We start from the raw sequence: 14,221 nt of genomic DNA, 5'->3' as shown, positions 1-14,221 counted from the left end.
ATTTCCGAGATCTTTCTCCCCTCATTTCACTTTTGTAGAGCACCCAAGCCCCCTATCCGCTACCTCTACACCACTCTTCTTTCCAAAATTCGTCAGCATTTATAACTCAATAGAAAAAACACGATACCTGCAATATCGTGTTTTCTCTCAATGATTATTTGCTACCACTATTATTTCATCAAATAACCTCTAACAAAGGTTCTTTTACACTAACTTTCACACGAACAATCCTTCGATCACTCATTTCAGTTACTGTGCACACAATCCCTTGGTATTCAATTGCTGGGCGTTCATGAGCTCCTGGAATATAACCAAGCTGCCCCAGTACAAATCCACTTAATGTATCATATTTTTCGGTTGGGAGTTCCACTTTCAAGAGTTCTTCAACTTCATATAAATTAATCGTCCCTGCCAATAAAAAGTTCGTTTCATCCACCTTTTCAATTTCCACACCATCAAGCTCAGGTTCATCATACTCGTCAAAAATATTTCCAACTATTTCTTCTATGAGGTCTTCTATTGTCACAATTCCGTCGGTCCCACCATATTCATCAAGCGCAACGGCCATATGAATATTGTTTTTCTGCATGTCTCTAAACAATTGGTCAATTCTCACAGATTCTAACACATAGTAAGGTTCACGAATCAGTTCTCGAAGATTAAAAGCAGCACGGTCGCCACTTTCGATAAACTGAACTAAATCTTTCAAATGCAATATCCCGATAATATGGTCAAAATTCTCTTCATAAACAGGAATTCTCGTGTACTTTTCTTGATTGACGATTTGAAGGGTTTCCTTCAAGCTCAAATCGATTGGAATCGCATTAATATTCGTTCTATGGGTCATGATATCCGAGACCGTTTTATTATCAAATTCAAAGATATTGTTTATCATTTGTTTTTCAGAATCCTGAATCGTTCCATTTTCCCTGCCGACATCAATCATCATGCGAATTTCTTCTTCAGTAACTTTTTCATCCTCCGCCTTCGGATCAACTCCAAATAAGCGAACCACTATATTGGTCGACAACGTTAAAAATTTAACGAATGGGGATGTAATCTTCGATAACATCGTTAAGGGAGTTGCTGCAGCCATTGCGATTGCTTCAGCTTTTTGCATGGCAAGTCGTTTTGGCACTAACTCACCCAATACAAGAGTGAAGTATGATAGCAGTAAGGTAATGACGATGACAGAAATCGTCTCTAGGATGCTCTCCGAAAGTGGCATACCCAGTTTAACAAGGAACCCAGCTAATTTTCCTGAAAAGCTACCAGCTGCGAATGCACTCGCAAGGAATCCCGCAAGCGTAATCCCAATCTGAATCGTTGCTAAAAAACGGCTAGGCTCATCCAGAAGAGCGTAAAGCATTTTCGCTTTTTTGTGGCCACTATCGGCCATCACTTTAATTTTATTATCATTTAAGGAAATTAACGCAATTTCAGATGCAGCAAAAAATGCGTTCAACAGAATTAGTACGATTAGAACCAATATTTCGGTTCCCAATAAAAATCAACCTCCGAGAGTATATAAAATGGTCTAGCAATTCGAGTTAGATGCCTTCCATAAGGAACGCCTAACAATACTAATGAAAAGAAGGAATCAAATTCTTTTTATATAGCAAAGCAATTAAGTTTAAAATTGATTCCGGCGCCTTCTTAGGAAACATTTTTTTACGATAAAAGGACAAGTACGCTGTTTTCAAGTCATCCCACTGCTTACACGTTTTCACTTGGCGGAACCGAGCAACATCAATAATTTTGATTTGCCCATCCTTTGTGAGAAAAATATTACGCAGGTGAATATCCGAAGGATTCAAGCCTCTTTTCCTCGCCAAAAGGAGCGCATGATCAATCTCTTTGATTTGCTTCTCCTGAATCTCAATCCCCTTTACTAAGCAGTCAAACAATGTGTAGCCTTCAATATAATCAATAACCAAGTACCCAACCCCTGAATCATACAGGTTTGGATAGTAGGAATTATCTTCGAGAGCTTTATAAATCTCTGCTTCTTGTTTTGCTAGATGTTCATAGGGTGAAAAGAAAACTTTGAGCACTACATTTTCATCTTTAATTTTAAACACATAAGCACTTCTTCCTTTTCCAATGAACTCTAAATTAGGATCTTTGTCATTCAGACTGATTTTTGACCCATTTCTCATGAACGACACACTTTGAGCTAGTCTACTGAATGATTTCAAATCCAAGCTTCCTCCTCTTTCTTTCATCCTCTGCAAGCTGCTTCAGGTAGCGCAGCTTGCAGTGATAAACAATTTTAATTTACGCTACTTGCTGTTCTGTTTTTTCTTTTGTTAAGAACCACCCGGCAGCGGCAATTCCAATTAACACGATATAGAAGATTAACTTCCACTCAGTGGAGTGAGCAAAATCATACGGAAGGACTCCAATATCCTTATGACCTAAGGTTAAAACCGCGAGTTTGACGCCTACCCAACCGACAATGGCGAAGGCAGCAATTTCAAGTCCAGGCCTTGCGTGGAGCAATTTAACAAACAAGTTTGCTGCGAAACGCATGATAATTAACCCTATTAACCCTCCAGTAAAAATCACTAGGAACTTTCCTCCATCCATTCCGCCTATCTGAGGCAGGTTTGTGTTTGGCAGGGTCATTGCTAAAGCAACTGCTGCAAGAATAGAATCAACAGCAAAGGCGATATCGGCAACTTCTACTTTCAAAACCGTTCCCCAGAAGCCCGCTTTCTTCTTTTCCTTTTTCTCGGTAGTCTCTTCCTTATTTTTAAAGACTAGTTTTCTTATAATATGGTTAATCGCAATGAATAGAAGGTATAAAGCTCCTATCGCTTGAACTTGCCAAACATCCACAAGGAACGAAATGATAAATAATGAAGCAAAACGGAAGACAAAGGCTCCAGCAAGGCCGTAGAAAAGAGCCTTCTTCCTTTCCTCCTCCGGAAGATGCTTGACCATGATTGCCAATACCAAAGCGTTATCAGCAGCAAGCAAACCTTCAAGGGCGATTAAGAGTAGCAAAACCCACCCGTACTCTAATAAAAGGGAAATTTCCAACTATCGTTTCCTCCTAAAATATGTTTTTTTATTTTCATCTTGTTCTCAAAGTTACACCCTGTAGTCTGTATTGCCCGATATATAGGGTGTCCATCCTCTTATTTGCTCTCCTCTACAATCGCAATGGCGTCTTGATCGACACTAGCTACCCCTTGGGTGAAATGCAGTCTAGTTGTAAACCGATATGTCATGACTTCTGTAGTTGGTTTGATATTTTCTGGAAGCGTAAATGTAAAGGGAAGCTGGTTCCCTGCATTCGCTTCAATGGTTGACGACGTTAAGATGGTTGCTGTGTGTATCACTTCTTCTAACTCAAGAATCGGGTCTACCCTCACCAAATCACACTCGATGCGCTTCAATTTTTGTTCAATGGTTCCACCTTTTATGTGAAAGGTTCCCCTTACGGTTTCACCTGGTTTATATTCTTCCTTTTCAAGAATAAGATCAATTTGTGCAGAACCGATCCCTACAAGTGACATATACTTTCTCAGTAACATAACATCCCCCTATTACTATTCATTTACCTTGACGTTTTTATGGTTTCAACCTTCATTTTGAATGCGAATGCCTTGCATCGAGCCGCTCCTCAATTTTTGCAAGCTCTTGCGGATCTTTTAAAAGTTCCTCCTTGTTTTTCTTGACCAACTCATTAAAGTTCACTTTTTTCTTTTTCAATTCCACCACTCCTGTTTTTTAAAAGATTGCTATTATTGAAGTTCATATTGGCTGATTTCAGGTTATAAAAAAAACCTTTACCATTTTGACACGGTAAAGGTTTTAGAAAACAACAAAAGACCTCTACCAATAGGTAAAGGTCTTGCTAACAACTTGACGTTGCCAACAAAGCCGGGAGATATGAAACCTCCGAAATGACGACTCTGCTGTAAAAGCTACTCCCCTTTAGGAGAACTATTCGAATAATATTATTTACACTATAAACGACTGAGTGGTAATTTGTCAAATCCAATTAAAATTCTAATCTAGTTTCTAACACTCAGATTGACAATTCGCCAAGCAGTTAAAAAACTAAGAGTATTCACATGTTCACATTTACCTGTTTTGTCTTTTCTCTGAAACAACCTCACAAACCATCTCATACATTTTCTCCACACCTTTTTCTGATGCCTCGAAATTAAAGGCACTTTCCTTGGCAATGCCAAGTTGATTGGCTTCTTCTGCAGCGTCGATGTTTGCTCCCATAAAAATAAACTCCCAATTGTATTTCTCTTGTTGATGCTGAATCAATTTTTTAGTTTTTTCATAGGAAAATTCACGACTTGCATTTTCCAGCCCATCGGTTGTAATCACAAACAATATTTTGCCTGGTCGATTTTCCTCAGTAGTAGTAGATAATCTATGTCCCACATCTAGAATACTTTTTCCTACCGCATCAAGAAGTGCTGTGCACCCACGAACATAATATTCTTGCTCCGTTAGTTTTATGTCCTTTGCTTGTACACCGCTCCATAAAACTTCATACTCGTCGTCAAACAAAACTGCCGTCACAAGCGTTTCTCCTTCAGCTTGACATTGCCTTATTATAAAGGCATTGAACCCTCCAACAGTATCCTTCTCAAGCCCTGCCATCGAGCCACTTCGATCTAGTAAGAAAATAATTTCTGTTAAATTGGTATTCATCTCAGTTCATCCTCTCAAATTTGTACTCCGTGATACAATAGTACTTAAGTTCATCCATGAGTTGGTCGCCTGAGAAGCGACATTTTGGGAGGAAGATTAGATGCTCGGAAAAGAAATGTTAATGCACCTAGAAAGATATGTTCAAGAACATCTTGAAATGGAGGCAGTTGTTTATAAGTCAGCAGAGCCTTTCATAGAAAGTGAGAAATATATCGTTGAGGAAATCCAGCAGGGGGAGTTAGAGGATTTTATCAAAACCCACCGGAAACCTACACTCAATCAGGTACTTTTCCGTTTTATCGATCAAGCAGGGGCACGCGACTCGGAGGTATACAAAAAGGCCGGCATCGACCGGAAACATTTTTCAAAAATACGAACTAATCCAACCTATCGGCCTAAAAAAAACACGGTTATTGCTCTCGCACTCGCTCTTGAACTAGGTTTCGAGGACACCGAAGAACTATTAAGCGCCGCTGGATACTCGTTATCAGATAGTGAAACATATGACTTGGTCATTCGATTCTGCCTCGAGAAAAATATTTATGACCTATATTTAGTTAATCAGGCTTTGGATTATTTTAGACTAAAGCCATTGATTTAGCTTTTAAATGAACCAAAAAAAATCCAGTTCATGCCTAGGCATGACCCGGATAGGTACGTCTTGACCAGTGCTCCTTTGTAACTTCAGTTTCCGCTAATTCAAACGTAGTTCGGTAAGGTTGAAATTCGACATGCCTGTTTACACCATACAAGGATTGCGGAACACACAAAAACAGTGCTAAAGCCTCCTTGAATACATAACGATCGATTTCTTTTGCTAGCTCGATTCTCTTCCTTTTATCGACTTCAGCCTCCATCTTTTGCCACAATTGATTGAATTGTGGCAATTCCGGTCCCGCTCGAAGGGCACCGCTTTTCCCGAAAAATTCCCGGTGAAAAAATGCCGGCGTATCTTCATAAAATAAGGCTGTTGCACTGGCTAAAAGAATATCCCAGCTAGGCACCAGCTTCTTTTCCGCAAGAATCTTCATCCAGTTTATTTCATCGTCTTCATGAATGATCATGACTTCGACGCCAATGTCTAAGGCTTTTTGCATTTGTTTCGCCATCAGGTTGGCAATGGCAGCATATTTACTTGTGGCCGCAAGTTTTAGTTTTCTTCCCTTTGGATAGTTTGCTTTTTTCATAAGGGAACGGGCATTTTCCGGATCATATGCACGTGCTGCTAGTTCTTTCGGGTAGTCAACAGCCCAAGGTGGCGTCAAGGCAGCTACTTCATCGGCATATCCAAAAAAACCTCTTTGAATTAACTCTTCACGATTGACCGCTAAATTTATCGCCAATCGAAGATTCCGATTATTAAAATTAACATCCTGGCGAAAACGATTAAACACTCCTGCTAGAACTTGATTTCCTTTTTCAGATACCAGCTTTGCAAACTTGGAAGCTATTACCTTTCTCGCATCCTTCGGATCAACCTGTGCTACGATATCGACTTGACCTTCTGTCGTGGTACATAAATGTAGAGCTTCTTTAGAGGATAAATCATTTCGAAAAACAACACTTCTTAGTCTTGGACCACGCTTTTTATTCCAGTATTCTCGGTTTGCTTCTAGAACAACCATCGGGGTCCTTTCTTCTTTTACAGTCAGCCAGGTTGCTTCAAAAGGCTTCTTATTTATGAAAGCCGGTACATTTTGAATGGATGAATATCCTCTTGAGAGGATAAATGGTCCAGTGCCCCACGGGCCTGGTGCATCCAATACTCACCAATGTCCCTCACCTGAGCCAAGCTTTCTATATCCAAAACCGATTGTTTCATAAAAGAGATCGTTCCCCATATGATTTCCACGCATTTTCCCAATTGCTAACCCGTCTTGCTTAGGAAAATGAAATTCAACGATATCATCATCAACAACGGTCAGTTTCGTACCGGGCGGAAAATTGAGCCAAGTCCCAGGGGGATGCGGGGCCGCCCACTTCTGAAGCTCAATAAAATTTTTTTTAACTATATGCGCAGTAAACTCCTCGCCATTATGGTAGGTGACACCTTTTCTCAGTTCCACCCTAAGCGTTGTTTTGTTTACCCATTTTGCACTGGTTGCTAGTGCCGCGATGACCCTCCCCGCTTTATTCGCGCGTACCAGCTCTTCCATCGTGTTGAACAATACATAAAGCCAATTGTAAGGAGAAGGATCCACCACATAAACGGTACCTTGCGGGATCCCGCTTGGATTCCTCGTCGTCATCGTCCAGCCTCCTTTCCGTATGGTTATGTATATTCTCAGTTGGAACAAGTCATGATATTTTACATCCTAGGTTGATGGCGCCTGCGTTCCCTTTTTCATTAATTTCACTCTATTTTGGGCACGTTGGACATTCCTGCGTTCCCTTTTTATTCTACTTCACTCGGTTGGGGCACGCTGGACATTCCTACGTTCCCTTTTTCTTTCGACTTCACTCATTTCGGGCACGCTGGACATTCCTGCGTTCCCTTTTTCTTCTACTTCACTCGCGTTTGGGCACGCTGGACATTCCTGCTTTCCCTTTTTATTCTACTTCACTCGCGTTTGGGCACGCTGGACATTCCTGCTTTCCCTTTTTCTTTCGACTTCACTCATTTCGGGCACGCTGGACATTCCTACGTTCCCTTTTTCTTTTGACTTCACTCATTTCGGGCACGCTTGTGCATTCCTGCTTTCCCTTTTTCTTCTACTTCACTCGCGTTCGGGCACGCTGGACATTCCTGCGTTCCCTTTTTTTCGACTTCACTCATTTCGGGCACGCTGGACATTCCTGCGTTCCCTTTTTATTCTACTTCACTCGCGTTTGGGCACGCTGGACATTCCTGCTTTCCCTTTTTCTTTCGACTTCACTCAATTCGGGCACGCTGGACATTCCTGCTTTCCCTTTTTCTTCAACGGGGCACGTTGAAACATCCATCCAAATCAACTCTATTAAATCTGTTATCGTTGTAACCAAAACCTCATTAATACACCCAAAAAATACTCTCCTCTTCCTCCTTCGTTCTTTTAAACCCAATTTTCTCCAACACACGAATGGAAGCATAATTATCAGGGTCACAAGTAGCTTTCACCTTTTTTACATTAGGATGAGTTAACGCCCACTTCACCATAGCTTTGCCCATTTCTGTTGCGTATCCTTTCCCTTGGTAACTAGGAACTATGCTATATCCAAGGTCGATAACTCCATCCTCATTAGGTCCACCCTTGAACCCTATCCCCTACAACGAGAAAACCTTTTCGGTCGATCATCATGCCTTCCCACTGGTTTTCATGAGGGTATTTTCGAAATCTATCAATCTTATAAGGAAAAAACTGTTTGTATACTTCTAAGAGCCACTCTGGCGCTAATTGATAGGAAGTACCCTTCTCATACAAAACCCTTTCTCCTTGTACTATTGCCTCCATCATATCCTCAGATAATGTAATCATCTTAAGTCTTTGTGTTTTAATACAAGGCAAATAGAACCCTCCGTTTTCTTACTTAATTTTAAGATAGAATATCACAAAAAAATGAATAATATTGAAGATTTAAAGGAATGGATCTAAAGTATGATAATCTGCTATTATATTGAAAAAGCTTTTAGGAGGACTATTAAAATGGGAACTTATTATCTCTTTCTTGTCATATTCTTTGCAGCTTTAGTTTGGATTAACTGGAACACCCAAAATCCAAGGGATTGCTGGTGAAAAACAAGTTGCCCGAATCTTAAACATGCTAGACCCTAACGAATACATACTGATGAATGACCTTTATTTACCAAAAGAGGATGGCAAAACCACTCAAATTGATCACGTACTCATCGGTCCCCAAGGAATCTATGTAATTGAAACGAAAAATTATAAAGGGTGGATTACTGGGTCTGAACACAAACAAACTTGGACGCAAACCAATTATAAAAGAAAGGACAAATTCTATAACCCAATTTGGCAAAACTCTGGTCATATCAAAGCACTTCAGGCTGCAATTGGAGACAGTTTATATGATGTTCCCGTTCATTCGATTATTGTATTCGGAAGACAAGCTGAGTTAAAATTTACCCAGACTTTCAAAAACGCAACAGTTATTAATAGCCCTCAACTTCTTTCACACATCAAGTCGGTGGAAAGTTTAAACACTTACACCCTACCTTATTTTAAGAGACAGAAGCTAAATCATATATTATCTCGGTATATTCCCAAAGATCGCAAAGCACAAAAAAGGCAAAGCAAACTACATGTCGAAAATCTTAAAAACGACAAGAGCACCCGAGACCACAAAATCTCTAAAAACATCTGCCCTAGATGCGGAAGTCATCTAGTCATCAGAAAAGGTAAAAATGGAAAATTCAAAGGGTGTAGCAGTTTTCCAAAATGCCGTTTTACTGCCTAAAGCCATTATCCCTAAAATAAAACCATACACCAAACCTACCAGTGTCTAAATCCAAGCAGCAGGTACAACACTAGCGGAATGCTTTTATGTGTACCTAGTATTGGTATAATAATGGATTCTACGTAACCAGGAGGACACTCGTTTCTTATCTCCATCCCAAATGGGCACCCTAACTATTCACTTTAATTTCAGCAAATCAATGAACAAACTTCAATCAATATTCAAACCTATATTAGTCTCCAAAACCTGAATCAGGGTTCACCTTCCATTGACTTTACCCCGAGAAAGTGAAATACTTTAATAGGGATTAAATAATAGAATCGTAGTTTTTATCTCTAATGCATACCAGCGAGGTGTTTAACATGAAGGTGAAAGATTTTATGATTCGGGATGTCGTGAAGGCACATCCAAATGACAGTGTGCGGGATGTCATGAAAGTCTTGGTTGATAGGAAAATTGGAGGATTACCAATTTGTACTGAAGACGGTAAATTAATTGGCATGGTCTCTGATGGAGATATTTTGAGAGCTATAAAACCAATTGAACACAAATTTTACCATTACCTTTATTATATGGCTTTTGAAGAAGGTCAAGACCTGGATACTCGCTTAGGGAATTTGGCAAACACCGAAATCATCAATATCGCTAAAACCAGAGAGATCATCTGCGTCACTGAAGATGAGGATATGGAAAAAGCTGTAGAGCTTCTAGCAGAACACCATTTCAAGAAGCTACCTGTTATCGATCGTAATAAACATATCGTTGGTGTTATAAGCAGGGGCGACGTGATTCGAAAAATACAAACTTCCATTATTAATGCTTCATAATTGATTTAGGTAGAGGCCCCATTAACTTGCGGCCTCTTTTTTTCTCCTGCCATTATGTTTGACTAGGTTGCCGTTAAGTCACTGAACAATCCAGCGTAGTATTTAATCTCCCCTGCTTCGTTTTTTATCGCTGAAATCGTTAGCCATTCTTGATAAATGTCACCACTTTTGCGCTTATTCCATATCTGGCCTTGCCAATATCCATTTTCTTTAATTTCTTCCCACATTTTTTCATAAAAAGTTTGGTCGTGTTTTCCTGACTGTAAAATGCTTGGGGTTTGACCAATAATCTCATCAGGAAGGTAGCCGGTTACTTTAGTAAAAGCAGGATTTACTCGAACAATCGTCCCATCTTTTTCTGTAAGCATCATCCCTTCTGCTGTATGTTCAAGTATATTTTCAGAAACAAATAATTTATCTTGATAATACATCCAAAACACGAGGATTAAGCTCGCAAGTGAAAGTTCCGAAAGTGCCATAAATCCAATTGAATAGTGACCTGTTAAACTAGATACAGCCGTTAAAAGTAATGGAGGAAAAAATCCACCTAGCCCACCCATTGCTGCAACTATTCCATTTACAATACCAGCTTGCTTTGAAAAATAAAGCGGCACAAGTTTGAAAATCGTTCCGTTTCCGATTCCTGCAAAAAAGGATACAGCTAAACAACCTATCGTATATAAGAGAAGGGAAGGGGTAAAGGCTAGCAACGCCCCAGCTAGTGTGAGACCCGCGAAGACCATCATGAGTATTTTAAATGGATCAAATCTGTCCCCCAACCAGCCTCCAACAGGCCGTAATATAGTCGCAAACACGATAAAAATAGCAGTTCTCACCCCTGCATCCACTTCATTTAACCCAAAATGATTCACTAAGAAACCTGGTAAATAAATGGTAAAGGCAACAAATGCACCAAAAGTAATAAAATAAAAAAATGAGAGAAACCATAGCTTGGAGTTACGATAAACTCCTTTGATTTGTTGAACCAAAGGGGTGTTTACCTTCGGTTCTTTTCGGTCACCTAATAGAAAATTCAAAACTGCAAACAAAGCCAATAAAACGAGATAAAAAAGTACCGTTCTACGCCAACCATACATGTTTGCAAGAATAGGCGCAGCAAAACTAGTTATCGCTGTTCCAGCGTTCCCCATTCCATATATCCCATTTACTAACCCATGTTTTTCTTTAGGGTAATACTTTGGTAGAGCTGTCACTCCCGCAGAAAATACTGCGCCCGAAATCCCCAAGAACAACCCGCCAAGAATTAAGTGTCCCATCGAATTTGCAATACTGATAAAATAAACAGGAAATAAAAGAACAATAAAACTTAATAGAAAAACGATTCTAGCACCAAATCGATTTGTCCAATATCCAATTGGTACCCTCATAATAGAACCCAAAATGACAGGTACAGCTGTAACGATTGAAATCTGACCTGTTGAGAGCTCAATGTCATTTGTAATAAAAGGCATCAAAGAGGACAAAATGACCCACACCATGAATCCCACAATTAAACTTGAAGTTTGTAACGTCAACTGCAAACTACCTCGATGCATTGATTTACTCCCCTTTCCTTATTTGTGTTTATTCATATGTATTCCCAATATAATAAGTCTCCAATTACATCATGAAAAACGGGAAGAACAAATAATTGCCTTCCCTCAAAGTAATAAAACTCTTTTTACCTTCACTCGTAATCGTCATATGATCTATTTAACGGTTTTGTAAGTAAACCTCCAAAACTTGTTTTAGGCGCTCGGGGTTATTAGAATTAATAACATAATGATCACCATTTAATTCAGTCGTAACATCCTCGACACCTTGTAATTTTAGAAAGTCAACAATATCATCAGCATCTTCGTTTTGGGTTACGAATATCTTTTTTCCAACGAATTCATCATTTACATAAACATCAATTTCATCATGCGCACTTTTCGCCTGACCCATATCCGTTCCGTACCCATATGGTTTAATTGGTGGAAGTCCATTTTGATTGTATGTTTCCATTGTTACTCCTCCTTCCTTTTCCTTTTAGTTTGCTCATTCTAGTAAGCGATTTATGTGTAATAACCATTAATATCTTATCTCTGAAGAAAGGCCAATTTCTCGTTTACTAATAACACCTTTCATGGATAATCTTTCTAAACACCGTATTCAATCTGACTGAAAAGATATACTACTAATAAGCACATTAAGGAGTTGTCATGAATGAACATCGTTACCTCTTCTTTATATCGTGGATCAGAGTGGATTATGCGGTTTGCGTGGGTTCAGCTGTTATGGCTGGGTTTTTCACTCTTAGGCATAATCTTACTAGGATTTTTCCCTTCCACCATTGCCATGTTCACTGTAATTCGAAAATGGGTCATGGGGCAATCTGATATCCCCATCTTAAAAACATTCTGGAACACCTTTAAAGATGAATGGGTAAAGAGCAATCTTTTTGGGGTACTCCTCACCTTAATCGGGCTATTAATTTATGTGGATCTTACTCTTGTCAACCATAGTACAGATTCCTTTATGCAATGGAGCAAGTATCCCATGTTGTTACTAGTAATAACCTTTTCGTTGATTTTGCTTTATGCCTTTCCTTCTTACGTTCATTATAATGTGAACCTTTTGCACGTATTAAAAAATTCTCTTTTCATTATGTTGGTTAGTCCCGTTTATAATATGGTAATGATTCTTGGCTTAGTAGTTATCTTTCTAATAGCCAACCTCCTCCCACCTTTACTTGTGTTTTTTGGAGGTAGTGCCATTGCTTTTGTCATCATGTGGTCTTGTTACAAAAGCTTTTTAAGTATTGATCGCAAAAAAGCAAAATTAAAGAATCTCTCAAATGAGCCCTGAATTATATTTCAGCGGCTCATTTTTTATGCAATTTCAGATTGGTTTTAGGGTGCAAAACGTACTCTGAGGACAACGTTAAGTGCAAAGAAACAATTTACTAATTAGAACGCCGAACTGTTTGAGTTTTTTAAAATGAGACTTAGTTCTATTTCCAAAACAAAGTCTCGTTTTATTTCTATTCGAAATGTCCTTGAGTACACCCCTCATAGACAAAACTCTCCTTCCCAATGAAGGAAATGTCCTTGAGAGCACCCCTCATAGACAAAACTCATCTTCCCAATGAAGCAAATGTCCTTGAGAGCACCCCTCATAGACAAAACTCATCTTCCCAATGAAGGTAATGTCCTTGAGAGCACCCCTCATAGACAAAATTCATCTTTCCAATGAAGCAAATGTCCTTGAGCTCACCCCTCATAGACAAAACTCATCTTCCCAATGAAGCAAATGTCCTTGAGCTCACCCCTCATAGACAAAATCATCTTTCAATATAAACAAAATGTCCCTGAGCTCACCCCTCATAGACAAAAACTGTCCTTCAAAATGAAGGACAGTCATGATTACTTCTAAAAGCAGTGAGGTTACCCTTTAACCGCTCCTGCTGCAATTCCCTCGACAATTTTGTTACTTAGGAATACGAAGGCAATTAGGATTGGCAAGATACTGATTACAAGTGTTGCCCCAATGGCTCCCCAATCTGTACTATATTGACCAATAAAGTTTTGAATCCCGACCGTCAATGTCTTGTAACTATCTGAACTGATAAACGTGTTGATAAACACAAACTCATTCCAGTTATAAATCATATTAATAATGAAGGTAGTCGACATTACGGGCATGGACATTGGCAAGGTGATTTGGAAAAAGATTCGATGAATCGAGCTTCCATCAATAACCGCCGCTTCTTCAACTTCTCGTGGCAATGTCGAATAAAATCCAAGTAAAATCATAATTGTTAATGGTAGATTAAAGGCTGTGTACGTTAAAATAAGCGCTAATGGATGATCAATTAAGTTGATACTTAGGAAAAAATTGAATAACGGGATGAGTGTAGAGTGAACTGGAATCATTAACCCAATCATAAATAACCCTAAAACCAGTTTACTCAGTTTCCAATTCATTCTCGTTATTGCAAAGGTCACGAAGCTGGCTAGTAGGATTGTCAAAGCTACAGAAACCAAGGTAATCCATACACTGTTAAAAAAGTACAGGTTGATATTCCCTTGTGTCCAAACAGTAGCGTAATTTTCCCATTTAGGATCAGCTGGCAAGGCAAATGGTGAAGCATTAAATACTTCTTGATTCGTCTTTAACGAGAAAAACACTAACCAGATTAAAGGATAGATTTGCAAAACGGCAATGATCCCTAAAATCAAGTAAAGGATCGCATAGCCGAACTTCCCAGCAGCATTGCCCTCAGACTTTTGCAGTTTAACTTCTTGTTGCCCGGTTTCCGTCATAGTTGCCTT

19 protein-coding genes are annotated in these 14,221 nt (G+C 39.3%); 4 read left to right on the top strand and 15 right to left on the bottom strand.

Translation table 11 applies throughout. From position 1 onward, the window contains the following. Positions 1–178: 178 nt before the first annotated feature. The 6 genes from H0185_RS21585 to H0185_RS21560 form a co-directional block, all read right to left on the bottom strand. Complete coding sequence (locus tag H0185_RS21585) at positions 179–1,504, bottom strand: hemolysin family protein (protein ID WP_221875564.1); 1,326 nt, start codon at positions 1,502–1,504, stop codon at positions 179–181. A gap of 79 nt (positions 1,505–1,583) precedes the next feature. Then, a complete protein-coding gene (locus H0185_RS21580; protein ID WP_221875563.1) occupies positions 1,584–2,198 on the bottom strand; it encodes a protein kinase family protein in 615 nt (204 codons plus the stop codon). A 79-nt stretch (positions 2,199–2,277) separates the two neighbouring features. Next, positions 2,278–3,045 (bottom strand): TerC family protein, encoded by a 768-nt coding sequence (locus H0185_RS21575; protein WP_221875562.1) that lies wholly within the window; start codon positions 3,043–3,045, stop codon positions 2,278–2,280. Between the two features lie 98 nt (positions 3,046–3,143). Then, positions 3,144–3,542, bottom strand: a complete 399-nt coding sequence (locus H0185_RS21570) for a sporulation protein (RefSeq protein ID WP_221875561.1) — start codon at positions 3,540–3,542, stop codon at positions 3,144–3,146. A gap of 52 nt (positions 3,543–3,594) precedes the next feature. Further along, on the bottom strand, positions 3,595–3,726 hold the full coding sequence (locus tag H0185_RS21565; protein WP_343223194.1) for an FbpB family small basic protein: 132 nt from the start codon (positions 3,724–3,726) through the stop codon (positions 3,595–3,597). Between the two features lie 369 nt (positions 3,727–4,095). After that, positions 4,096–4,683: a vWA domain-containing protein gene (locus H0185_RS21560; protein WP_221875559.1), complete on the bottom strand. Its 588-nt coding sequence runs from the start codon at positions 4,681–4,683 to the stop codon at positions 4,096–4,098. 100 nt (positions 4,684–4,783) lie between these two features. Here H0185_RS21560 and H0185_RS21555 point away from each other — a divergent pair, with 100 nt between their 5' ends. Continuing rightward, a complete protein-coding gene (locus H0185_RS21555; RefSeq protein WP_221875558.1) occupies positions 4,784–5,284 on the top strand; it encodes a hypothetical protein in 501 nt (166 codons plus the stop codon). A gap of 34 nt (positions 5,285–5,318) precedes the next feature. Here the strand turns inward: H0185_RS21555 and H0185_RS21550 are convergent, their stop codons facing one another. From H0185_RS21550 to H0185_RS21530, 6 genes are all read right to left on the bottom strand, one after another. Then, positions 5,319–6,446, bottom strand: a complete 1,128-nt coding sequence (locus H0185_RS21550) for an ABC transporter substrate-binding protein (protein WP_246629343.1) — start codon at positions 6,444–6,446, stop codon at positions 5,319–5,321. A gap of 3 nt (positions 6,447–6,449) precedes the next feature. Continuing rightward, positions 6,450–6,932, bottom strand: coding sequence for an ABC transporter substrate-binding protein (locus H0185_RS21545; protein WP_221875557.1), 483 nt, complete (start codon positions 6,930–6,932; stop codon positions 6,450–6,452). A 416-nt stretch (positions 6,933–7,348) separates the two neighbouring features. Next, the gene (locus H0185_RS24375; RefSeq protein ID WP_281427661.1) at positions 7,349–7,477 is read right to left on the bottom strand and encodes a hypothetical protein; all 129 of its coding nucleotides are present in this window, start codon (positions 7,475–7,477) and stop codon (positions 7,349–7,351) included. Positions 7,478–7,497: 20 nt separating this feature from the next. Continuing rightward, entirely contained in the window at positions 7,498–7,665 is a 168-nt protein-coding gene (locus tag H0185_RS21540) for a hypothetical protein (RefSeq protein WP_221875556.1), read from the bottom strand. A 7-nt stretch (positions 7,666–7,672) separates the two neighbouring features. Then, entirely contained in the window at positions 7,673–7,870 is a 198-nt protein-coding gene (locus H0185_RS21535) for a GNAT family N-acetyltransferase (RefSeq protein ID WP_343223196.1), read from the bottom strand. 31 nt (positions 7,871–7,901) lie between these two features. Continuing rightward, the gene (locus H0185_RS21530) at positions 7,902–8,168 is read right to left on the bottom strand and encodes a hypothetical protein (protein ID WP_221875555.1); all 267 of its coding nucleotides are present in this window, start codon (positions 8,166–8,168) and stop codon (positions 7,902–7,904) included. Positions 8,169–8,376: 208 nt separating this feature from the next. On the opposite strand from H0185_RS21530, the gene H0185_RS21525 reads away from it, so the two are divergent. Together H0185_RS21525 and H0185_RS21520 are read left to right on the top strand one after the other, a co-directional pair. Beyond that, complete coding sequence (locus H0185_RS21525) at positions 8,377–9,078, top strand: NERD domain-containing protein (RefSeq protein ID WP_343223195.1); 702 nt, start codon at positions 8,377–8,379, stop codon at positions 9,076–9,078. 362 nt (positions 9,079–9,440) lie between these two features. Next, positions 9,441–9,905, top strand: coding sequence for a CBS domain-containing protein (locus H0185_RS21520; protein ID WP_221875553.1), 465 nt, complete (start codon positions 9,441–9,443; stop codon positions 9,903–9,905). Between the two features lie 62 nt (positions 9,906–9,967). Here the strand turns inward: H0185_RS21520 and H0185_RS21515 are convergent, their stop codons facing one another. Together H0185_RS21515 and H0185_RS21510 are read right to left on the bottom strand one after the other, a co-directional pair. Further along, positions 9,968–11,461 carry a nitrate/nitrite transporter gene (locus H0185_RS21515; RefSeq protein ID WP_221875552.1) on the bottom strand — a complete coding sequence of 498 codons (1,494 nt, stop codon included), beginning with the start codon at positions 11,459–11,461 and terminating at the stop codon, positions 9,968–9,970. A 157-nt stretch (positions 11,462–11,618) separates the two neighbouring features. Beyond that, complete coding sequence (locus H0185_RS21510) at positions 11,619–11,912, bottom strand: hypothetical protein (RefSeq protein ID WP_221875551.1); 294 nt, start codon at positions 11,910–11,912, stop codon at positions 11,619–11,621. A gap of 201 nt (positions 11,913–12,113) precedes the next feature. Here H0185_RS21510 and H0185_RS21505 point away from each other — a divergent pair, with 201 nt between their 5' ends. Further along, positions 12,114–12,755, top strand: coding sequence for a YesL family protein (locus tag H0185_RS21505; protein ID WP_221875550.1), 642 nt, complete (start codon positions 12,114–12,116; stop codon positions 12,753–12,755). A 578-nt stretch (positions 12,756–13,333) separates the two neighbouring features. Here H0185_RS21505 and H0185_RS21500 read toward each other — a convergent pair. Continuing rightward, positions 13,334–14,212 (bottom strand): carbohydrate ABC transporter permease, encoded by an 879-nt coding sequence (locus H0185_RS21500; RefSeq protein WP_221875549.1) that lies wholly within the window; start codon positions 14,210–14,212, stop codon positions 13,334–13,336. Positions 14,213–14,221 lie beyond the last annotated feature (9 nt).

This window comes from Mesobacillus maritimus (genome assembly GCF_019749255.1).
Taxonomy (GTDB): domain Bacteria; phylum Bacillota; class Bacilli; order Bacillales; family Cytobacillaceae; genus Mesobacillus_B; species Mesobacillus_B maritimus_A.
The sequence above is the reverse complement of the archived record's forward strand: the minus strand, read 5'-3'. Positions and strand labels throughout refer to the sequence as shown.